This is a genomic window from Shinella sp. (assembly GCF_052438155.1).
Taxonomy (GTDB): domain Bacteria; phylum Pseudomonadota; class Alphaproteobacteria; order Rhizobiales; family Rhizobiaceae; genus Shinella.
In genome coordinates this window covers 144,644-164,543 of the sequence record NZ_JBQVPI010000007.1, presented here as the reverse complement: position 1 = coordinate 164,543, position 19,900 = coordinate 144,644, and the positions used below count along the sequence as shown (strand labels likewise).

Genomic DNA, 19,900 nt, shown 5'->3' with positions numbered 1-19,900 from the left:
ATCCGCATGCCCGTTGTGGTATGCGCACCCTCACTTCCCGTATCTCCATGAACATGGAGGCGCTGTCATGATCGGCAACGGCGAAGGCAAGACCACCCTTTCCTACCTGAAATGGGCCATCATCTCCACCGTCATCGGCCTGGCGCTCGGCGCCTTGCTCGGCTGGCAGACTGAAGGCACGCTCGCCGGCATGGCGACCGTCTTCTTCATCTGCGCGGTTCTGGCGGTTCTGGAGATTTCGCTCTCCTTCGATAACGCAATCGTGAATGCCAACAAGCTCAAGGACATGACGCCGGTCTGGCAGCACCGGTTCCTGACCTGGGGCATCGTGATTGCCGTCTTCGGCATGCGTATCGTCTTCCCGCTGCTGATCGTCGTCATTGCCGCCGGCATCGGCCCGATCGAGGCGCTCATTCTCGCCGCCCGCGAGCCTGCGGAATACGCCCGCATCATGAACGAAGCCCACCTGCCGATCGCAGCCTTCGGCGGCACCTTCCTGATGATGGTCGGCCTCACCTACTTCTTCAACCATGAGAAGGACGTGCACTGGATCGGCTTCATCGAGAAGCACATGGCCCGCTCGGCGACCGTCAAGGGCATCGAGATCGCCTTTGTTCTCGCCCTGATCCTCGTCTTCTCGAACCTGCTCGAGGGTGAGGACGCCAATACCTTCGTGTTCTCCGCCATCTACGGCCTCCTGACCTTCCTTGCAGTGGAAGTCGTCGGTGGCCTGCTCGATGCCTCGCAGAAGGCGATGTCGGAAGCGGCTAAGGGTGGCCTCGGCGCGTTCATCTATCTCGAAGTGCTCGATGCCAGCTTCTCCTTCGACGGCGTCATCGGCGCCTTCGCGCTGACCCAGAACCTCTTCATCATCGCCATCGGCCTCGGCATCGGCGCCATGTATGTGCGCTCGATGACGATCATGCTGGTGGAGAAGGGCACGCTTGCCGAATACCGCTACCTGGAGCACGGCGCGTTCTACGCGATCCTGATCCTGTCGGTCGTCATGTACTTCCAGACGCTGGTGCACATTCCGGAAGTCATCACCGGCCTTGGCGGCGCAACGCTGATCGGTATCTCGCTCTGGTCGTCGATCCGCTATAATCGGCGCGAACGGGAACTGGGCAACCATGCCGGCCACGGCTCGGACCGCGTGTCGACCCAGCTTGGCGAGAACAACGCCTAACGAACATTGAGCCGGCCGTTTAGGCGGCCGGCTTTTCCTTCGTTGACACGCCGCGAACTTCTCCTTCGTCATGGTCGGGTTTGACCCGACCATCCATCCACCGGCAGGTCGACCGAAGCAAATCCCAAAAACACAGAAGGCCCGCTGATCTTGCGATCAGCGGGCCTTTTCATTCAGAGAATTCTATACTTCGCGTTAGACGCGCGGGAAGTCGGCAGGGTTGATGCCGAGCGTCTTCAGGTCGCGTTCCTTCGGGCGGCGGTGCCCTTCGACAGCCGCGGCGGCTGCATTGGCAGCGCTCAGTACGGCGAAGGCCCGGCCGAAGAAGCCCTGGGCGAAGGAGTTGCGGAGGGTGGTCATTTGGATTGCTCGCTTTCTGTTTTAGCTTACGAGCAGAAGATGATGCTTGCGGCCCGAAAGAACAACGGACGGTTTGTCAGGCCAGCCATGCAACGAATGCAGGCCGGAAACGGGGGCTTCCGGCCTGCACTGCTTTCGATCCCGGGAGGAGCCGAGATCTAGTCTTCATTCGCCGCAAACTGCGAGAGAACTTCACCCTTGCCGCGCGCCCGCAGGATGAGCGGCACGACGACGGCGAGCACCGCCAGCACGAAGAGCACGGCAGCGATCGGCGACATGAACAGCGAGGTCACATCGCCCTGGCTGATCGCCAGCGCGCGGCGCAGCTGCTGCTCCGCCATCGGCCCGAGGATGAGACCGACGACGACCGGCGCGATCGGATAACCGAAGATGCGCATGGCAAAGCCGAGCAAGCCGAAGACCAAGAGCATGCCGAGTTCGAACACCGATGGGTTGGCGCCGATCGTGCCGAGCGTCGCAAACAGCAGGATGCCGGCATAGAGCCACGGCTTCGGGATCGTCAAAAGCTTCACCCAGAGGCCGATCAGCGGCAGGTTCAGCACCAGCAGCATGAAGTTGGCGATCAGCAGGCTGGCGATGAGGCCCCAGACGAGTTGCGGATTGGTGGCAAACAGCAGCGGGCCGGGCTGAAGGCCGAATTGCTGGAAGCCGGCGAGCATGATCGCCGCCGTCGCCGTCGTCGGCAGGCCGAGCGAGAGCAGCGGCACGAGCGTGCCGGCGGCCGACGCATTGTTTGCCGCCTCCGGTCCCGCAACACCCTCGATGGCGCCCTTGCCGAACTCGTCTCTGTGCTTGGAGAACTGCTTTTCCGTCGAATAGGACAGGAAGCTCGCAATATCCGCACCGCCGGCCGGCATGGCACCGATCGGAAAGCCGATGAACGTGCCGCGCAGCCACGCTTTCCACGAGCGCGCCCAGTCCTGCTTGCTCATCCAGACCGAACCCTTGACCGCCTCCACCTTCTCGGGGATGCGGTCGCCCTGACAGGCGACGTAGAGCGTCTCGCCGATGGCGAACATGGCAACGGCAAGCGTCGTCACCTCGATGCCGTCGAGCAGGTCGGGAATGCCGAAGGACATCCGCGCCTGGCCTGTCTGCTGGTCGATGCCGATGACGGCAAGTGCGAGGCCGACGAAGAGGGCGGTAAGGCCGCGCAGCGTCGAATCGCCGAAAGCGGCCGAAACGGTCACGAAGGCGAGCACCATCAGCGCGAAATATTCACGCGGGCCGAAGGAGAGCGCGAATTTCACGACGAAGGGCGCGATGAAGGCAAGGCCGAGCGTGGCGATCAGGCCGGCGACGAAGGAGCCGATCGCGGCCGTCGCAAGGGCCGGTCCGCCACGTCCGGCACGAGCCATCTTGTTGCCTTCGAGCGCGGTGACCACCGAGGCGCTTTCGCCCGGCGTGTTGAGCAGGATCGACGTCGTCGAACCGCCATACATGCCGCCGTAATAGATGCCGGCAAACATGATCAGCGATCCGGCCGGATCGAGCTTGTAGGTGACGGGCAGAAGCAACGCGACCGTCAGTGCCGGGCCGATGCCGGGCAGGACGCCCACGGCGGTGCCAAGCGTGACGCCGATCAGCGCATAGAGCAGGTTCATCGGCTGCGCGGCGATGGCGATGCCCTGCAGCAGGAATTCGAAAGTACCCATTGTCAGGCCCTCAGAAGAACAGGTGCTCGAGCGGCCCGGCAGGCAGCGAGAGCTGCAGGAAGCGGCCGAAGATGATGAAGACGACGAAGCTGAACGCGATGCCGATCGGCAACGAGATCCACAGCTTGCGCCGGCCGAAGCCGAAGGCCGTCAGCGCGAACAGCACGCCCGTCGCAATGGAGAAGCCGGCGGTCTTGAGCAGGAGCATCTGCCCGGCAAGGCCCGCGACGATGAAGACCACCGGCTGGACCTCGATCGGTTCGCGCTCGGGAAAATCGCCGCGCCAGGCTTCAAACGCCGTCCAGATGGCGAGCAGCGCCAGACCGATGGCGACGACATGCGGCACGGTGGCGGGGCCGATGCGCGAATAGTTGCTCATCTCCGCAAGGCGGCCGGCATCCCACCAGATCACGGCAGCGATGATGAAGAGGACCGGTGCAATGACCAGCGCCGCCCTGTCAGGGCGGCGCTTTTCGTTGGAGGACTGGACCTCGCTCATTTGACGAGCCCGATGTCCTTGAGGATGCTTGCGGTCGAAGCAATGTCCTTGTCGAGCTGGGCGTTGAAGGCGTCACCGGCGAGATAGGTGTTCTGCCAGCCCTTGGTCTTCAGGATGCCCTTCCAAGCGTCGGAGTTCACAACCTTCTCGATATCGGCATTGACCGCGGCCACCTGCTCGGCCGAAAGGCCGGGGGCTGCGGCAACCATGCGCCAGTTTTCAACGACGACGTCGAGGCCGCCTTCCTTGATGGTCGGGGCGTCGATGCCTTCGACACGCTCGGCGCTGGAGATGGCGATCAGGCGCAGCGTGCCGGCCTTGACCTGGGCTTCGAACTCGCCGTAGCCGGAAATGCCGGCCGTCACCTGGTTGCCGAGGATCGCGGCAAGTGCTTCACCACCGCCGGAATAGGCGATGTAGTTGATCTTGGTCGGGTCGACACCGGCTGCCTTGGCGATCAGGCCGACTGCGATGTGGTCCGTGCCGCCGGCCGAACCGCCAGCCCATGAAACGGCACCCGGATCGGCCTTCAGCGCCTTGACGAGATCGTCCATGTTCTGGATCGGCGACGCGGCCGGAACGACGATCGCTTCGTACTCGCCGGTCAGGCGGGCGATCGGCGTGACGTCCTTGAGGGTCACCGGCGACTGGTTGGTGAGGATTGCGCCGACCATGACGTAGCCGCCGACGATGAGCGCGTTCGGATTGCCGGAATTCTGGCTGGCGAACTGGGCTAGGCCGATCGTGCCGCCGGCGCCGGGAACGTTCACCACCTGGACGCTGCCGGAAATCTTCTCATCCTGCAGAACCGTCTGCAGCGAGCGGGCCGTCTGGTCCCAGCCGCCGCCCGGGCCTGCCGGTGCGATGATCGAATAGTCGGCGGCAAAGGCCGGAAGCGCCATGGCGCCGGCAATCAGGGATGCCAGGAAGAAATGTTTCAAGAGTGTGTCCTCCGTCAGGCGCGGCTTGTTTCGCGCATCGTTGATTATGGAGGGAGGAACGGATCGGCCACGGCAACGCGAACGTCGGTTCGCGGGCGCAATTTTGGCTGAAGTCTCCTCCCGGTCTTCCGTCCGCCTCCACGGACGTTGAAGACCCCTAAACCAACACAAGAAGCTGACATCTACCTGACATGGACAGGCTCTCTATCCGCTCGTCGAGCATGAGCGCGCTATTGCGTGCGCAGAACCTCGTTCCAGCGTGCAATCAGCCGCGCGCGCTTCACCTGGTCGAGATAGACCATGAGGCCCGGGCTCACCGGCACCGGCTTCAGCTGCGCGCCGAGCAGCGCACTCATGGTGCGCGCCGTGTTCGAGCCGGAGACCTCCGGGCTGACGGCGGCGATCTGCAATTCGCGCGCCATGATGGTCTGGCCCTCCTTCGACATGAAGAAGGCGAGGTAACGCCGCCCGAGTTCCGGGGAGGCCGCCGCCTGCGGTACCAGGCCGATGCGCGACATGACGACGGTGTAGTCCTTCGGCAGGACGATGCCGACATCCGGGTGACGCGAGGCCCAGTCCGCCGCATAGGAGCCGAGAATGTTGTAGCCGAGCACGAAGCGCCCGTCGGCGACCCGCTCGAGGATGGCCGAACTCGTCGAATAGAGTTTTACCCCCGCCGCGCCCATCGCCTGGATCACCGTCCAGATATCGCCGAACTGCTCCTGGTCGCGCGCCATGAACAGGAAGCCGACGCCCGAACGCTCGATGTCGTAGGTGCCGATGCGGCCATAGACCTTCTCGCCCTGCCGTTTCAGGTATTCGACGAACTCGGCGCGCGAGGCCGGCGGCTTTTCATCCTTGAAGCTCGGCTTGTGATAGACGAAGACGGCCGGCTCGAAGGTCAGCGCATAGGCCGTGTTGCGCCAGTTCGCCCATTGCGGCCAGCGCTCGCTCATCGGCAGGTCGCTGCGCTGGGCATAACCGTCATTGCTGAGCTTGACCTGCAGGTCCATAGCCGAAGAGAAGGCAAAATCCGCCGTCTTCTCGCCGGCATCCGTCTCGCGCACGATGCGGTCGTGCACTTCTCCGGTCAGCATTTCGTCATAGCGCACGGCGACATCGGGATTGGCCTCCTGGAAGCCCCTGATCATCGGCCGGGCGAGCGGCTCGTCGAGCGAGGAATAGACGACCAGCACCGGCGCCTGCGCATTGCCGTCGCGCGCCGGCAAGAAGGTCGGCTCCGCAAAAGCCGGAAGGGGCACCGCAAGTAGGGCAAGAAGGATGAGGACAAGACGCATGGCGCGACCTTGCCAAAGCGCGAGGCCGTTCACAAGTGCACGCGCCACCGTTAGAGTTCCGCAAGGAGGACGAAACGACGTGCGCATTCTACTGGTCGAAGACAATGATGCCCTGGCGGACGGCCTGTCCGCCATCCTCAAGGGCACCGGCCATGCCGTGGACGTGGTGCGCGACGGCGCGTCTGCCGATGCCGCCATCGCGTCGGAAAATTTCGACCTCGTCATTCTCGACCTGACGCTGCCGGAAATGGACGGCCTCGACGTGCTGCGCGCCATGCGCGCCCGCAAGGACAAGGCCTCCGTGCTGATTTTGACGGCGCGCGGTGCCCCGGAGGAGCGGGTGCGCGGCCTCGATCTCGGCGCCGACGACTACATGATCAAACCCTTCGACATTTCTGAATTCGAGGCGCGCGTGCGCATGCTGCTGCGCCGCCAGGCGGGCCTGCGCTCCTCGGCCATCACCTTCGGCGGCGTCGCGCTCGATCTCAATTCGCGCACCTTCTCGGCCGAGGGTGCGCCGCTCGACATTCCGGCCCGCGAAGTCGGCCTGCTCGAAATCCTCTTCATGCGGGCCGGCAAGGTCGTCGCCAAGGAGGCGATCATGCAATCGCTCGCCGCCTTCGATGACGATCTCTCCGCCAATGCCATCGAACAATATGTCAGCCGGCTCCGCAAACGGCTGGCCCCGCACGGCCTGACCGTGCGCACCGCACGCGGCATCGGCTACTATCTCGACAAGGCGCCCGCCGCTTGACCCTCTCTCCCGCCTCCTCGCTTCGTCGGCGCCTGCTGCTCTGGCTGCTCGTCTCGACGGCGGTGATCGGCATCGTCGCTCTCGTCGACACCTACTGGGAGGCCGTGAAGACGGCGAACGCCGTCTCCGACCGGGTGCTCGCCGGCTCGGCGCTCGCTATTGCCGAACGCGTCGTGGTGGCGGAAAACGGCAGCCTCGAAGTCGACATCCCCTATGTCGCGCTGGAAATGCTGACCTCGGCCGCGCAGGACCGCGTCTTCTACCGGGTCGACGGCCCGCCGGGCCAGTTCATCACCGGCTACCAGACGCTGCCGACCATCGACGACATGCAGGGCCAGCCGATCGGCTTCCAGGATGCGACCTTCCGCGGCGAGCCGATCCGCATCGCCGTGCTGCAACGCTCGGCCTCGACCGGCATCAACTCCGTGCCCTTCGCCGTCACCGTCGCCGAAACCACCATCGCCCGCCGGCAATTGGCCCAGGCCATCCTGCTGCGCTCGGCGCTGCGCCTTGCCATGATGATCGCCGGTGCCGCCACCATCGTCGGGATCGCCGTCACCGTGTCGCTGCGCCCGCTCTATCGGCTCAGCGACGCCATCGCCGAACGCAGCCCGAACGACCTGCACCCGATCGAGCAGCGTGTGCCGAGCGAGGTGCAGGGCGTGGTCGAGACGGTCAACTCCTTCATGGTGCGCCTGCAATCGGCGCTCGATGCGCTGCGCCATTTTTCCGGCAATGCCAGCCACCAGTTGCGCACGCCGCTCGCCATCATCCGCACCCAGCTGGCGCTCGCCAGCCGCGCCGGCACGCTGGAGGAAGCGCAGGAGGCCGCCCGCAAGGGGGATGCGGCGGTGGCACATGCCGAGCGCATCCTCGCCCAGCTCCTGCTGATGGCCAAGATCGACGCCGCCGGCTCCAACGAACCGAAGAAACCGGCCCCGATCGATATCGCCGCGCTTGCCCAGCAGCTCACGGCTGACCGTGTGCCATCGGCCGCCGAAGCCGGTATCGATCTCGGCTATGAAGGCGATGGCCCCGCACTTGCCCGCGCCGAACCGCTGCTCTTCGGTGAGCTTCTGCGCAACCTCGTGGAAAACGCCATCGCCTATGCCGGCCCCGATGCGGAGGTGACGGTCTGTGTGCGCGAGGCGGCCGATGCCGTACTCCTCATCGTCGAGGACAACGGGCCCGGTATTCCCCCGGAGCGCCGCAGCCTCGTGCGCCAGCGTTTTTCCCGCGGCGACCACAACACTGCGCCGGGTATGGGGCTGGGCCTGCCGATCGTCGAGGAAATCGCCGCCCTGTTCGATGCGACGATGGTGCTGGAGAGCGGCGCGGACGACAAAGGCCTGCGCGTGACGATCCGCTTCCCCGCCGTCGCAGTCTAGGGTTTGCGCCAGCCCAAAAGACCGGGCGCCGCATGCCAGACGGCCTGCACGGCAAAGCCCATGAAGAGCAGGCCGGACAGGCGCACGATCGCCAGTTCGTGACGCCGGTAGAAGCGGCGCACCAGGCCGGCGCCGATGATGGCGACCAGGATGATATCCGCCATCAGGAAGCCGAAGAACGAGACGCCGAGCAGCGCCGGCAGCGCATCGAAATCAAGCGCGTTCGAGGAACCGGCAAGCAGCGCCGTGAAGGTCGCCAGAGCCACCGGGTAGCCTTTCGGGTTGGTGAGGCCGAAGATCAGCCCGCGGCGCAACGGCCGGTCGACCGTCATTACCGCGCCACCATCCGCGCGCGGTTTTGCCCTGAGCGCCGACCAGCCGATCCAGGCGAGATAGAAACCACAAAGCAGTCCGAGCACGTCGAAGACCGTGGTGCCGATCGTCTTGGCCCCGACGATCGCGACGAGCGCCAGGCTCGACCAGAGCAGGTCGCCGGCAAGATGTCCGCCCATGAACAACGCGCCCGCCTTGCGCCCCTGCCCGGCACCGATGCCGAGAAGGGCGAGGAAAGCCGGCCCGGGAATGAGCACATAAAGCAGGGCAGCCATGAAGGCGCCGAATAGCATCGAACCGGTCATCGGGAATCCTCTGGAATCTCAGGGTATTCCAGCGCCTGCGAAGGCGTTCGTCAAGGGCGCATTTGTCGTTTCGCAAGGCAGCCATGCGTTGCAGCGCTGGCTTGGCCGTTGTTCATTTCGGCCCGGTATAGTAAGTTGAACTTATAATAAGCCAGAAAGTGATCATGTCCCCTCGCCCCGATCCCGACGCCCTCGGTTTCGTCCTCATCGACGTTGCCCGCATGCTGCGTAGCGCTTTCGAGCGCCGCATCGCCACCGCCGGTCTCGGCCTGACGCCGGGCGAGGCCCGCACGCTGGTGCGCATCGCCACGCTGGAAGGCAGCCGGCAGCTCGACATTGCCCAGCGCATGGGCATCGAACCGATGACGCTTTCCACCTATCTCGATCGCCTCCAGAGCCTCGGCTTCATCGAGCGCCGCGCCGATCCGGTCGATCGCCGCGCCAAGCTGATCTTCACGACGCCGGCGGCCGGCGGCCTCATCGCCAGCATCCGCGACGAGCAGATCGAGCTGATGCAGCATGTGACGAGCGGCATCGGCACGGCTGATATCGACGTGATGCGCGGCCAGCTGAAGCAGCTGCGCGCCAATCTCGTGGCACTCGAGGAAGACAGTTCTGCGCTCGCCTTCGTCAAGGAAGGTATTCGATGACGGCGCCGCGCATGAGCGAACGCCGGACCAGCATCATCAGCGCCTTTCTCGTGGCGCTCGGCCCCGTCTCCATGGCGCTCTACACGCCGGCCATGCCGGAACTGGTGCATGCCTTTGCCTCGACGGAATCGGCGATCAAGCTGACGCTGTCGCTCTATTTTGCCGGCTTCGCCCTGTCGCAGCTGGTGTCCGGCACCATGTCGGACGTGCTTGGGCGGCGCAAGACGACGCTGATCTTCATGGCCGTCTACCTTGCCGGCAGCCTGATGGCGGCCTTCGCGCCAACGATCGAGGTGCTGCTCGCGGGCCGCCTCGTCCAGGGCATCGGTGCCTCCGTCGGCATGACGGTGTCGCGCGCCATCGTGCGCGACCAGTTCACCGGCACCGAGGCCGCCCGCATCATGAACATGGTGGGCATGATGCTCGCCATCGGCCCGGCCGTCTCGCCCACCCTTGGCGGTTTGGCGCTCGGCTTGTTCGGCTGGCAGTCGATCTTCTTCCTGATGGTCGGCTTCGCGCTGACCGCCTGCGGCGCGGTCTATTTCTGCATGACCGAGACGACGACGCCGGACCCGGCCAAGGGCCATATCGGCCCGATCCTGCGCGGTTATCGCGAACTCGCGACCAGCAGCCGCTTCGTCTCCGCCACGCTCGTCATGGCGGGTGCCGTCGGCGCGCTCTACGGCCAGGCCACCATGCTGCCCTTCGTGTTGATCGACAGGGTCGGCCTGACGCCCACCCAGTTCGGCGTCGGCATGCTCATGCAATCGGGTTTCTTCTTTGCCGGAACCGTCGTCGTGCGTTTCCTGATGCGCAAAATGCCGCCGGCCCGCATCGTCTTCCCAGGCCTCTGCTTCATCGGCATCGCCAGCATCCTGATCGCCGCCACCTCGCACCTCATGGAGCCGACATTCCTGAGTGTCATGGGGCCGGTCGGCATCTATGCCTTCGGTATCGCCTTCGTGATGCCCTATATGATGACGGCCGCCATGGAACCCTTCCCGCATATCGCGGGCTCGACCTCGGCCGCGATGGGGTTCATCCAGATGGGTTCCGGCTTCATCGCCGGCCTCATCGCCGCCGCCATCGGCCTCCCGCTCTTCGCTTTCGGCACGATCATTCCCGCGATGGGCCTGATGGCGATCCTCTCCTATGCCTGGTATCGCACGATCTGCGCGCGAGATGCGCAGCTCCTGACGGAACCGGCGGAATAACCTTCCCGAAACACAAAAGGCCGGCGTGACGCCGGCCTTTTTCTGCAAAATTCAAGACGCTGTTAGCGGCAACCTTCGATCTGCTTCAGCGCCGCCGAGATGCCGGAAAGCGAGTAGGAATAGGACGTGCCCGTGCCGCGGCGCGATTTGGCCTGAACCTGCATGTCCTTGCCGTTCCGCATGGCCGCGACGAGCGCCGGTTCTTCGGCAGCGTTCTCCACCCAGGCCGAATTGCCCTTGGTGAACATTGCGAAGCTACGGCCGTCGATGACGACGTTGACCTTGGAGTTTTCCTGCAACGGATAGCCCATCATCGCCTGCGGCTCGTAGCTGATGTTCTGGCCGGGGCGCTGCGAGACGAGGAAGAACACATCGCCGTGGTCGACGCCGGGCGGGTTCTTGTCCTTCGGCACGGAGAGCACGTAGCAGACCTTGCCGCCGTTCGCCTGATAGGAATAGGCGCCCCAGGCATTGAACTGCTGAATGCGCGTCGGCGTCTGGGCCGAGGCAACGCCTGCGGTCGCGACGACAAGGGCGAGTGCGGTTGCGAGCTTTCTTACGAACATGTTTTCCTGCCGGTTGTCTTGCCTGTTGTGTACCGACCGAAGGCGGCGCCCCCGATGCCGGTTTAAGCCATGCATGATGACGATTTGGTTCATTTTGACTTAATTCAGGTTACCAAACCGTCAACAGACACGCATTTTACCTGGAGTTTCCGCACTGCACCGGGACAGTTTGCGTCGAAAACCCGCCGCTGCCTTTGCAAAAAAGGCGGGCGTCCCCGATCCCCATATGGTGAGATAGAAACCCGTCGAAACCCCTAATGGCACAAGGAATAGGGCAAGAATTTGACTGGCGCGACCGCGCTTCGCGCAAACAACCGGCAGATGCCATCCAGGGCAGCCGTTTAACCGGCGGCCTGCATGTCCGGCTCGTCCGCCATGGCCTTGTCTGCGGCCACATAGTGGTCGGGGCGGATGTGCCCGCGGATCGCCGCGAAGGCCGCCGTCAGCACGGCAATATCGTCGGAAAAGCCGACAAGCGCGAAGAAATCGGGAATGCCGTCGAGCGGCAGCACGAAATAGGCAAGTGCCGCCAGAAGGATGCCTCGAACCCTGGCCGGCGTGCGGGAATCGAGCGCGCAATAGTAGGCGGCAACGAGATCGCGGGAGAAGGGAACCTGCCGCATTGCGCGCTTCAGAACCGGCCAGAACCGCCTCTTCACGCGGCTCTTCTGACGGTCCTGTTCGTCCTCGTCTCCCGGCAGAAGGATCTCGCCGATTTTCACATCATCCATGCAGGGCCTCCTTCAGGTGGCAAAGCCGGACGACAGCGTCCTAAATTTTCCGGCGAGATTCATATGGGAATGCGTTCACGCACCTTCAACTGTTCGTGCGCAGTGCTGCCGCCTTGTCCATGGCGGTCGCCAGCTTGACGTCCAGCTCGGTCAGCCCGCCCGCATCGTGGTTGGTCAGTCGCACATCAACACGATTGTAGACGTTGAACCATTCCGGATGATGGTTGAATTTTTCTGCCGCAAGCGCGCCTTCGGTCATGAAGCCGAAGGCCTCGCGAAACGTCTTGAATTTGAACCGCTTCTCGATGGCGATGCCGTCATCCGAACGGCTCCAGCCGTCCAGTCCCGCCAGTGCCTCGGCAATCGCCTCTTCGCTCAATCGTTCCTGTTTCATGGCCTTCTCCGTCTTGCACACTGTACCACATGAAAACGGCGCCCGAAGGCGCCGTGTTCCATTTTATCAAAATGGTCTCAGACGAAGAACTGACCGCCATTCGCCGATATGGTCGAGCCCGTGATGAAACCGGCATCGTCGGACGCGAGGAAGACGACGACGCGGGCGATTTCTTCCGGCTCGCCGAGGCGACCGACGGGGATCTGCGGGATGATCCGCTCGTTCAGCACCTTTTCCGGAATGGCACGCACCATTTCCGTGCCGATGTAACCCGGGCAGATGGCGTTCACCGTAATGCCCTTGGCGGCCCCCTCCTGGGCGAGCGCCTTTGTGAAGCCGAGGTCGCCGGCCTTGGCGGAGGAATAGTTCACCTGGCCCATCTGGCCCTTCTGGCCGTTGATCGACGAGATGTTGATGACGCGGCCAAAACTGCGGTCGCGCATGCCGGTCCAGATCGGATGGGTCATGTTGAACAGGCCGGTCAGGTTGGTGTTGATGACCGCGCCCCACTGGTCAGGCGTCATCTTGTGGAACATCGCGTCCTTGGTGATGCCCGCATTGTTGACGAGAATGTCCACCGGGCCGAGATCGGCCTCCACCCTGCCGATGCCCTCGACGCAGGCCTCGTAGCTCGAAACGTCCCACTTGTAGACCGGGATGCCCGTTTCTGCCTTGAAGGCATTGGCGGCATCGTCATTGCCGGCATAGCTTGCAGCCACCTTGTATCCCGCGGCCTTCAGCGCCACTGAAATGGCAGCGCCTATGCCGCGCGATCCGCCCGTTACCAATGCTACCCTGCTCATCTGGCTCACTCCCCTGAAACTGTTTTTTGAGTCGCCTGACGCCCTGCGGGCGGCAGGCCTTGGCAAAGCAGAATGTCAGTCGATGCTTACAGGCTCTCGACGCACATCGCCACGCCCATGCCGCCACCGATGCAGAGCGTGGCAAGGCCCTTCGAGGCGCCGCGGCGCTTCATCTCGAACAGCAGCGTGTTGAGGATACGAGCGCCGGAGGCGCCGATCGGGTGGCCGATGGCAATCGCGCCACCGTTGACGTTGACGATCGACGGATCCCAGCCGAGGTCCTTGTTGACCGCGCAGGCCTGCGCCGCGAAGGCTTCGTTGGCTTCCACGAGGTCGAGATCGCCGATCTTCCAGCCGGCCCGTTCGAGCGCCTTGCGCGATGCCGGGATAGGGCCGGTGCCCATGATCTTCGGGTCCACACCGGCGGTCGCCCAGGAAACGATGCGGGCAAGCGGCTGGATGCCGCGGCGCGAGGCTTCGGCTTCCGACATCAGAAGCGCTGCGGCCGCACCGTCATTGAGGCCCGAGGCATTGGCCGCCGTTACCGTGCCGTCCTTGTCGAAGGCCGGCCGCAGCTTGGCCATCGAATCGAGCGTCGCGCCATGGCGGATATATTCGTCAGCATCGACCGACACGTCGCCCTTGCGGGTCTTGACGAGGAAGGGAACGATCTCGTCCCTGAAGCGGCCGTCCTTCTGGGCGGCCTCAGCCTTGTTCTGCGAGGAGACGGCGAAGGCGTCCTGCTCGTCGCGCGAAAGCTGCCACTGCTTGGCGACGTTTTCCGCGGTAATGCCCATGTGGTAGCCGTAGAAGGCGTCGGTCAGACCGTCCTTGATCATCGTGTCGATCATCTTGAAGTCGCCCATCTTCACGCCGGCGCGCATATGTGCGCAATGCGGCGCCATCGACATGGACTCCATGCCGCCGGCAACGATGATGCCGGCATCGCCGGTCGCGATCTGCTGCATGCCAAGTGCTACGGCGCGAAGACCCGAACCGCAGAGCTGGTTCATGGACCAGGCGGTCGCTTCCTGTGGAATGCCGGCCTTCATGGCGGCCTGGCGGGCGGGGTTCTGGCCTTCGCCGGCCTGCAGCACCTGGCCGAGGATCACCTCGTTCACCTCGCCAGCTGCCACGCCCGCGCGCTCCAGAACCGCCGCAATGACCGTCGCCCCGAGTTCGTGGGCGGGCGTATTGGCGAAGGCTCCGTTGAAGGATCCGACCGCGGTGCGGGCGGCGCTGGCGATGACGATGGATGGGGTGCTCATGGTGTACTTCCTCAGTTCTGACGGCCTTGCGGACGGCCTTGGAACCGGGCCCTATGCGCGAACGGCGCGAGCCCGGCGGTTCTCCCAAATCAAAACTGGCAAAGCGGAGGGGGAGAGTCAAACGGGATATCCCGCAGCGCTAAAATTTCATCGAACGGGCATGCAGCATGAAATTCCATGTTGCGCAGCATTCCTCGCCGCATCGCACAATTCGATTGTCAGCCGTCGTCTTTTTGCGGATACTCCCCAGCATCAAAAAAGAAACAGGAACACGGGGATGAGGAGACCCTAATGGCCAAGAACGACGGTCAGATCGTCATCAAGAAATACGCCAACCGCCGCCTCTACAATACGGGCACGAGCACCTATGTGACGCTCGACGATCTCGCAGTCATGGTGAAGAAGGGCGAGGACTTCACCGTGCAGGACGCGAAATCGGGCGACGACATCACCCATTCGGTACTGACGCAGATCATCTTCGAGCAGGAATCCAAGACCGGCAACACGCTTCTGCCGATTTCCTTCCTGCGCCAGCTGATTTCCTATTATGGCGATCAGATGCAGATGGTGGTGCCGAGCTATCTCGAACACTCCATGCAGGCCTTCACCGAGCAGCACGTGCAGATGCGCGAGCAGATCAACAAGGCGCTGGGCGATACCCCGCTCGCCAAGAACCTGCAGGTGCCGATGGCACTCATCGAGGAAACGACGCGGCGCAATACGGAGCTGTTCCAGCAGGCGATGAAGATGTTCGTCCCCTTCGCCAATGCCGCGCCCGCGAAGGAGACCCGCAAGGCCGAGCCCAAGGATCTCGACGAGCTGAAGGAACAGCTGCGCGCGCTGCAGACCAAGCTCGACAACCTGAGCTGAAAACAGAAACGGCGCGGGGCCTCCCCGCGCCTTGTCAGAGCCCGATCGAGAGATCCCGGCCCGCCGTGCGGATCGAGACCGCAAAGCCCGCGATGACGTCGATGAAGCAGATCGTCATCAGGATGAAGAAGATCTGTGTGGCCGCCCCCTGCACCAGCAGGAACTCGACGAGAGACGCCACGAACAGCACCATCGACAACATGTGATCGAAAAGCGCGCGCGAGCCCGGCCGCGTGGCCTTCAGGATTTCCACGAAGAGCAGCACGAGCGCGATGAAGATGAGCAGGTCGCCGAAGGCCATCGTCCAGGTCGTGCCGGACAGCATGTTGACCGCCAGCACCTCGCTGTCGAGCACCGCAGTGCCGCCGTCACCGAACAGCCCGGTCATGGCGAGATTGTAGAGCGCGAACGGGATGATCAGCAGCGGGATGGCAAAAAGCATGGACGGCGCTCTCCTCTGGCCGCTCTCGCACGAGCAGCCCTTCCGGCCCTCTTAGCCGAAGATTCGGCACAAGAAAATGTCGTGCAGATGGGACCGGCAAAAATGGCGCAAAAGAAAAGGGCCGGTCGAGCCGGCCCCTGATCTCAGCTGATGCCGAAAACGCAGATTATGCGCTTTCCTTCGGCGTCAGAACCTGGCGACCGCGGTACATGCCGGTCTTCAGGTCAATGTGGTGCGGACGGCGCAGTTCGCCCGAGTTCTTGTCTTCGATGTAGGTCGAACCCTTCAGAGCGTCTGCGGAACGGCGCATACCGCGCTTGGACGGGCTCGTTTTTCTTTTTGGTACAGCCATTTCACTAACTCCACTTATCGGGCAAACACATCCGCAGGCCACCAAATGGCCGAAAAAGACATGTCTTTATTTCGGAAATTTGGCGGGCTTATACATGGCAAAACCCCGCTTGACCAGTCCCTGGCCCGAATTTTTCGATTCTAAAGCTTAGACCTCGTCTTCCGGCACGATCCAGGGCTCGGCGCGCGAGGCCGCCTCCCATTTCTGCCAGGCCGGGTTCGCCTTCACGCGGGCGATATAAGCCAATACGGTTTCGTCCGTCGTCAGGCAATAGGCCTCCAGCCGGTTGACGACCGGCGCATACATCGCGTCCGCCGCCGAAAACGCGCCGAACAGGAACGGCCCGCCCGAGTTCGAAAGCGCTTGCTTCCAGATCGCCTCGATGCGCGCCACGTCGGCCATCACGCCGCTGGGCAGGTCGATTGCGCCCGGCTTGCGACGGATGTTCATCGGGCAGGCATTGCGCAATGCCTGAAAGCCCGAAAGCATTTCCATCGAGATCGACCGCGCCTCGGCGCGCGCAGCGCGATCCTCTGGCCAGAGCCCGGCCTCGGGAAAAAGCTCGGCGACATATTCGATAATCGCCAGCGATTCCCACACCCGCACCGCGCCGTGATGCAGCACCGGCACCCTGCCGGTCGGCGATATCTTCAGGAACTCGGGATTGCCGGCGGCGAAATCGAAAGGGATGACATGGTCGGTGAAGGCGATGCCCGCCGCTTCCAGCGCGATCCACGGCCGGAACGACCAGGAGGAATAGTTCTTGTTGCCGAGATAGAGGATGAGATCCGACATGGTGCACCCGCGTTTTCAGGAGATGCGGCAAACCCTAGAGGCTCAGGCGGATATGCGCCAATCAAAAGCCCTGACGTCACTCATAAAGGCATTTGATATATTCGCCGGAGCGGCTCGCCCGCCGCTCGATCAGCCGCGCCAGCCGTTGCAGGCCACGCCCCGGCTTGCCGGCATTGCGCTCGAAGGGATTGGGCAGCGAAACGGCGAGAAGGGCCGCCTGCCGGCGTGAGAGTTTGGCGGCCGGGACACCGAAATGATGCTGCGCTGCCGCCTCGACGCCGTAGATGCCCGGCCCCCATTCGGCGATGTTGAGGTAGATCTCCATCAGCCGCCGCTTGCTCCAGACGAAATCCGAAACGACGGCGAGCGGCAGTTCCATCACCTTGCGCAGGAAGGAGCGGCCGTTCCACAGGAACAGGTTTTTTGCGGTCTGCATGGGGATGGTGCTGGCACCGCGCGTCTGCTCGCCGGCCAGCGCCTCGTTCACCACCGCCCGCATCTCGCCCCAGTCGACGCCGGCATGGCGACAGAACTGCCCGTCCTCCGACATCATCACCGCCTGCACGAGATTGGGTGAAATCGCGTCGAACTCCACCCATTGCCGGTCGTAGCCGCGCAGCAGCACGAGATCACTCAGCATGAGGGTCGATACCGGACGGACGAACTCGATCGTGTAGAGCAGGATCAGCACATAGGGCAGTGCGATAAAAGCCGCCACGGCAAGGACAATGCGTCGCCAGTGCCGGCGAAGGCGGGTCATCAAACCATCCTTGCCACCGGCATCTATCTCCGAATTGACCGTGTCTGCCCGTGTTTCCGGTACGATGTCCAAATGGCGGCGCCCGTGCTTCCGTCGTTGCGCTTTCATACCGTCACGGCTCGCCAAAAACCAGCACTGCCCCGCGATTCTTTGCCGCCGTCCCGGCATTCCCGTTGCCTAAGCCCGGAGCCCATGCCAAAGAGCGGCCATGAGCGAACGTTACCAGGAATTCCAGTCCCTCCTGAAGAGCAATGCCGAAGCGGTGGAAGCGCTGCTCGCAACGCTGCTGTCGAGCACCGTGCAGGCGGACGAAATCGCCCGCCCCGAACGGCTTCTCGCTGCCATGCGCCACGGCGTGCTGAACGGCGGCAAGCGCCTGCGCCCCTTCCTCGTCATCGAATCCGCCGCCCTCTTTCCAGGTGTCGAGCGCGAGACGGCGCTGCGCATCGGCGCCGCACTCGAATGCATCCACTGTTATTCGCTCGTGCATGACGACTTGCCGGCCATGGACGACGACGACCTGCGCCGCGGCCAGCCGACCGTGCACATCGCTTTCGACGAGGCAGCCGCCATCCTTGCCGGCGATAGCCTGCTGACGCTTGCCTTCGACATCGTCGCCGCCCCCGAAACCTGCCTTTCCGACGCCACCAAGACGGCCCTTGTGCTGGCGCTCGCCCGCGCCGCCGGCATTGGCGGCATGGCCGGTGGCCAGGCGCTCGATCTTGCGGCGGAAAAACAGGCGCCGGACGAAGACGGCATCGTCACGCTGCAGGCCATGAAGACCGGCGCGCTCCTGCGCTTTGCCTGCGAGGCCGGAGCGATCATCGCAGGCGCCTCGGATGACGAGCGGGCGACGCTGCGCCGCTACGGCGAAACGGTCGGCCTCGCCTTCCAGATCGCCGATGATCTGCTGGATCTGACCGCCGATGCCGAGACCATGGGCAAGGCGACCGGCAAGGATGCCGACCGCGGCAAGGCGACGCTCGTGTCGCGTCGTGGCCAGGCCTGGGCGGAAAGCCGTCTTCAGGAGCTTGTGAAGGAGGCCGAGGCGCATCTTGCGCCGTTCAGCCATCGGGCCGGGATTCTCGTCGAAACCGCCCAATTCATCGCCAATCGCAGGAACTGACCTCATGAGCAAATTCTGGTCGCCGATCGTCGCCACGCTCAAGCCCTATGTCGCGGGCGAACAGCCGCGCATTCAAAACCTCACCAAGCTCAACACCAACGAAAACCCCTACGGCCCGTCGCCCAAGGCGATCGCCGCCATGCAGGCCGCCGTCGCCGACAGCCTGAAGCTCTACCCGGACCCGTCGGCCCTGGCCCTGCGCCAGTCGATCGCCCGCTTCTACGGTGTGGAGGCGGACGAGGTCTTCGTCGGCAACGGCTCTGACGAGGTGCTGGCACACGCCTTCGTGGCGCTTCTCAACCACGAGCAGCCGCTGCTCTATCCGGATATCACCTACAGCTTCTACCCGACCTATTGCCGCCTGTTCGGCATCGAGGCGGTGGAGATCCCGCTGAGGGACGATTTCACCATCGATCTGGCGGACTACGCCCGCCCCGCCGGCGCCATCATCCTGCCGAACCCGAACGCCCCCACCGGCATCGGCCTGCCGCTCGCGACGATCGAAAAGCTCGTCGCGGAACACCCGGACCAGCCGGTCGTGGTCGACGAGGCCTATATCGATTTCGGCGGCGAGAGCGCCATCCCGCTGACCAGGAAATACGACAACCTGCTTGTCGTGCACACGCTGTCGAAATCCCGTTCGCTGGCCGGTCTGCGCGTCGGCTACGCCATCGGCCAGCGCCCGCTGATCGATGCGCTGGAGCGCGTCAAGGACAGTTTCAACTCCTACCCGCTCGACCGTGTCGCCCAGGCCGGTGCTGCCGCCGCCGTGGACGACCGCGCCTGGTTCGACGAGACCCGGGGCAAGGTCATCGAGACACGCGAACGCGTCACCGGCGCGCTTCGCCAGCGCGGCTTCGAAGTCCTGCCCTCGCAGGCCAACTTCGTCTTCGCCCGCCACCCCGGCCACAGCGGCGAAGCCCTCGCCAAGGGCCTGCGCGACCGCGCCGTGCTGGTGCGCCATTTCGCCAAGCCTCGCATCTCGGACTTTTTGCGCATCACCATCGGCACGCCGGAGGAATGCGACCGGCTGATCGCGGCGGTCGAAGAGATCGTCTGAGGTTTCAGACGCCCCCTCATCCCCCTGCCGGGACCTTCTCCCCGCCGGGGAGAAGGGAATAACAGCACCCCTTTCATCCTCTCGATGTTGGCGGCTAAGCAACCACGCCGCCGCGCGTCCCCTTCTCCC

23 protein-coding genes are annotated in these 19,900 nt (G+C 63.9%); 8 read left to right on the top strand and 15 right to left on the bottom strand.

The window, feature by feature from the left end; translation table 11 throughout:
• Positions 1–67: 67 nt before the first annotated feature.
• Entirely contained in the window at positions 68–1,186 is a 1,119-nt protein-coding gene (locus ACT6VE_RS15300; protein WP_444799414.1) for a DUF475 domain-containing protein, read from the top strand.
• Positions 1,187–1,381: 195 nt separating this feature from the next.
• On the opposite strand, the gene ACT6VE_RS15295 is transcribed toward ACT6VE_RS15300, so the two are convergent.
• From ACT6VE_RS15295 to ACT6VE_RS15275, 5 genes are all read right to left on the bottom strand, one after another.
• Positions 1,382–1,546 carry a hypothetical protein gene (locus ACT6VE_RS15295; RefSeq protein WP_171902425.1) on the bottom strand — a complete coding sequence of 55 codons (165 nt, stop codon included), beginning with the start codon at positions 1,544–1,546 and terminating at the stop codon, positions 1,382–1,384.
• 158 nt (positions 1,547–1,704) lie between these two features.
• The gene (locus tag ACT6VE_RS15290) at positions 1,705–3,222 is read right to left on the bottom strand and encodes a tripartite tricarboxylate transporter permease (RefSeq protein ID WP_444799413.1); all 1,518 of its coding nucleotides are present in this window, start codon (positions 3,220–3,222) and stop codon (positions 1,705–1,707) included.
• Positions 3,223–3,232: 10 nt separating this feature from the next.
• Positions 3,233–3,721, bottom strand: coding sequence for a tripartite tricarboxylate transporter TctB family protein (locus ACT6VE_RS15285; protein ID WP_069060736.1), 489 nt, complete (start codon positions 3,719–3,721; stop codon positions 3,233–3,235).
• Positions 3,718–4,662, bottom strand: a complete 945-nt coding sequence (locus tag ACT6VE_RS15280) for a Bug family tripartite tricarboxylate transporter substrate binding protein (protein WP_069060735.1) — start codon at positions 4,660–4,662, stop codon at positions 3,718–3,720. The genes ACT6VE_RS15285 and ACT6VE_RS15280 overlap by 4 nt, the downstream gene beginning before the upstream one ends.
• Before the next feature lie 230 nt (positions 4,663–4,892).
• Positions 4,893–5,960: an ABC transporter substrate-binding protein gene (locus ACT6VE_RS15275; protein ID WP_444799568.1), complete on the bottom strand. Its 1,068-nt coding sequence runs from the start codon at positions 5,958–5,960 to the stop codon at positions 4,893–4,895.
• A gap of 79 nt (positions 5,961–6,039) precedes the next feature.
• Between ACT6VE_RS15275 and ACT6VE_RS15270 the strand changes: the two genes are divergently transcribed.
• Entirely contained in the window at positions 6,040–6,714 is a 675-nt protein-coding gene (locus ACT6VE_RS15270; RefSeq protein ID WP_069060734.1) for a response regulator, read from the top strand.
• Positions 6,711–8,102 carry a sensor histidine kinase gene (locus tag ACT6VE_RS15265; protein ID WP_444799412.1) on the top strand — a complete coding sequence of 464 codons (1,392 nt, stop codon included), beginning with the start codon at positions 6,711–6,713 and terminating at the stop codon, positions 8,100–8,102. The genes ACT6VE_RS15270 and ACT6VE_RS15265 overlap by 4 nt, the downstream gene beginning before the upstream one ends.
• Here ACT6VE_RS15265 and ACT6VE_RS15260 read toward each other — a convergent pair.
• A complete protein-coding gene (locus ACT6VE_RS15260; RefSeq protein ID WP_069060732.1) occupies positions 8,099–8,740 on the bottom strand; it encodes a LysE family translocator in 642 nt (213 codons plus the stop codon). The two genes, ACT6VE_RS15265 and ACT6VE_RS15260, sit on opposite strands and share 4 nt — an antisense overlap.
• A gap of 164 nt (positions 8,741–8,904) precedes the next feature.
• Between ACT6VE_RS15260 and ACT6VE_RS15255 the strand changes: the two genes are divergently transcribed.
• Positions 8,905–9,390 carry a MarR family winged helix-turn-helix transcriptional regulator gene (locus ACT6VE_RS15255; RefSeq protein ID WP_444799411.1) on the top strand — a complete coding sequence of 162 codons (486 nt, stop codon included), beginning with the start codon at positions 8,905–8,907 and terminating at the stop codon, positions 9,388–9,390.
• Positions 9,387–10,604 (top strand): multidrug effflux MFS transporter, encoded by a 1,218-nt coding sequence (locus ACT6VE_RS15250; protein WP_444799410.1) that lies wholly within the window; start codon positions 9,387–9,389, stop codon positions 10,602–10,604. The genes ACT6VE_RS15255 and ACT6VE_RS15250 overlap by 4 nt, the downstream gene beginning before the upstream one ends.
• Positions 10,605–10,666: 62 nt before the next feature.
• Here the strand turns inward: ACT6VE_RS15250 and ACT6VE_RS15245 are convergent, their stop codons facing one another.
• The 5 genes from ACT6VE_RS15245 to ACT6VE_RS15225 all read right to left on the bottom strand — a co-directional run bounded on the left by ACT6VE_RS15245 (position 10,667) and on the right by ACT6VE_RS15225 (position 14,366).
• Positions 10,667–11,170, bottom strand: coding sequence for an invasion associated locus B family protein (locus ACT6VE_RS15245; protein WP_444799409.1), 504 nt, complete (start codon positions 11,168–11,170; stop codon positions 10,667–10,669).
• Between the two features lie 341 nt (positions 11,171–11,511).
• Positions 11,512–11,901 (bottom strand): YkvA family protein, encoded by a 390-nt coding sequence (locus tag ACT6VE_RS15240; RefSeq protein WP_069060728.1) that lies wholly within the window; start codon positions 11,899–11,901, stop codon positions 11,512–11,514.
• Between the two features lie 85 nt (positions 11,902–11,986).
• Positions 11,987–12,295 carry a 4a-hydroxytetrahydrobiopterin dehydratase gene (locus tag ACT6VE_RS15235; RefSeq protein ID WP_444799408.1) on the bottom strand — a complete coding sequence of 103 codons (309 nt, stop codon included), beginning with the start codon at positions 12,293–12,295 and terminating at the stop codon, positions 11,987–11,989.
• A gap of 77 nt (positions 12,296–12,372) precedes the next feature.
• Positions 12,373–13,098: a beta-ketoacyl-ACP reductase gene (locus tag ACT6VE_RS15230; RefSeq protein WP_444799407.1), complete on the bottom strand. Its 726-nt coding sequence runs from the start codon at positions 13,096–13,098 to the stop codon at positions 12,373–12,375.
• An 86-nt stretch (positions 13,099–13,184) separates the two neighbouring features.
• Complete coding sequence (locus ACT6VE_RS15225) at positions 13,185–14,366, bottom strand: acetyl-CoA C-acetyltransferase (RefSeq protein ID WP_444799406.1); 1,182 nt, start codon at positions 14,364–14,366, stop codon at positions 13,185–13,187.
• Between the two features lie 291 nt (positions 14,367–14,657).
• Here ACT6VE_RS15225 and phaR point away from each other — a divergent pair, with 291 nt between their 5' ends.
• Positions 14,658–15,236 (top strand): polyhydroxyalkanoate synthesis repressor PhaR, encoded by a 579-nt coding sequence (gene phaR, locus ACT6VE_RS15220; RefSeq protein WP_444799405.1) that lies wholly within the window; start codon positions 14,658–14,660, stop codon positions 15,234–15,236.
• 34 nt (positions 15,237–15,270) lie between these two features.
• Here phaR and ACT6VE_RS15215 read toward each other — a convergent pair whose 3' ends face one another.
• From ACT6VE_RS15215 to mtgA, 4 genes are all read right to left on the bottom strand, one after another.
• Positions 15,271–15,678: a hypothetical protein gene (locus ACT6VE_RS15215; RefSeq protein WP_069060723.1), complete on the bottom strand. Its 408-nt coding sequence runs from the start codon at positions 15,676–15,678 to the stop codon at positions 15,271–15,273.
• A gap of 166 nt (positions 15,679–15,844) precedes the next feature.
• Positions 15,845–16,030 carry a 50S ribosomal protein L32 gene (rpmF, locus tag ACT6VE_RS15210; RefSeq protein WP_069060722.1) on the bottom strand — a complete coding sequence of 62 codons (186 nt, stop codon included), beginning with the start codon at positions 16,028–16,030 and terminating at the stop codon, positions 15,845–15,847.
• Positions 16,031–16,177: 147 nt separating this feature from the next.
• A complete protein-coding gene (locus ACT6VE_RS15205) occupies positions 16,178–16,825 on the bottom strand; it encodes a glutathione S-transferase family protein (RefSeq protein ID WP_444799404.1) in 648 nt (215 codons plus the stop codon).
• Positions 16,826–16,901: 76 nt separating this feature from the next.
• Entirely contained in the window at positions 16,902–17,585 is a 684-nt protein-coding gene (gene mtgA / locus ACT6VE_RS15200; protein WP_150129983.1) for a monofunctional biosynthetic peptidoglycan transglycosylase, read from the bottom strand.
• A gap of 208 nt (positions 17,586–17,793) precedes the next feature.
• On the opposite strand from mtgA, the gene ACT6VE_RS15195 reads away from it, so the two are divergent.
• Complete coding sequence (locus ACT6VE_RS15195; RefSeq protein ID WP_444799403.1) at positions 17,794–18,711, top strand: polyprenyl synthetase family protein; 918 nt, start codon at positions 17,794–17,796, stop codon at positions 18,709–18,711.
• A 4-nt stretch (positions 18,712–18,715) separates the two neighbouring features.
• Positions 18,716–19,771: a histidinol-phosphate transaminase gene (gene hisC / locus ACT6VE_RS15190; protein ID WP_444799402.1), complete on the top strand. Its 1,056-nt coding sequence runs from the start codon at positions 18,716–18,718 to the stop codon at positions 19,769–19,771.
• Positions 19,772–19,900: the final 129 nt, after the last annotated feature.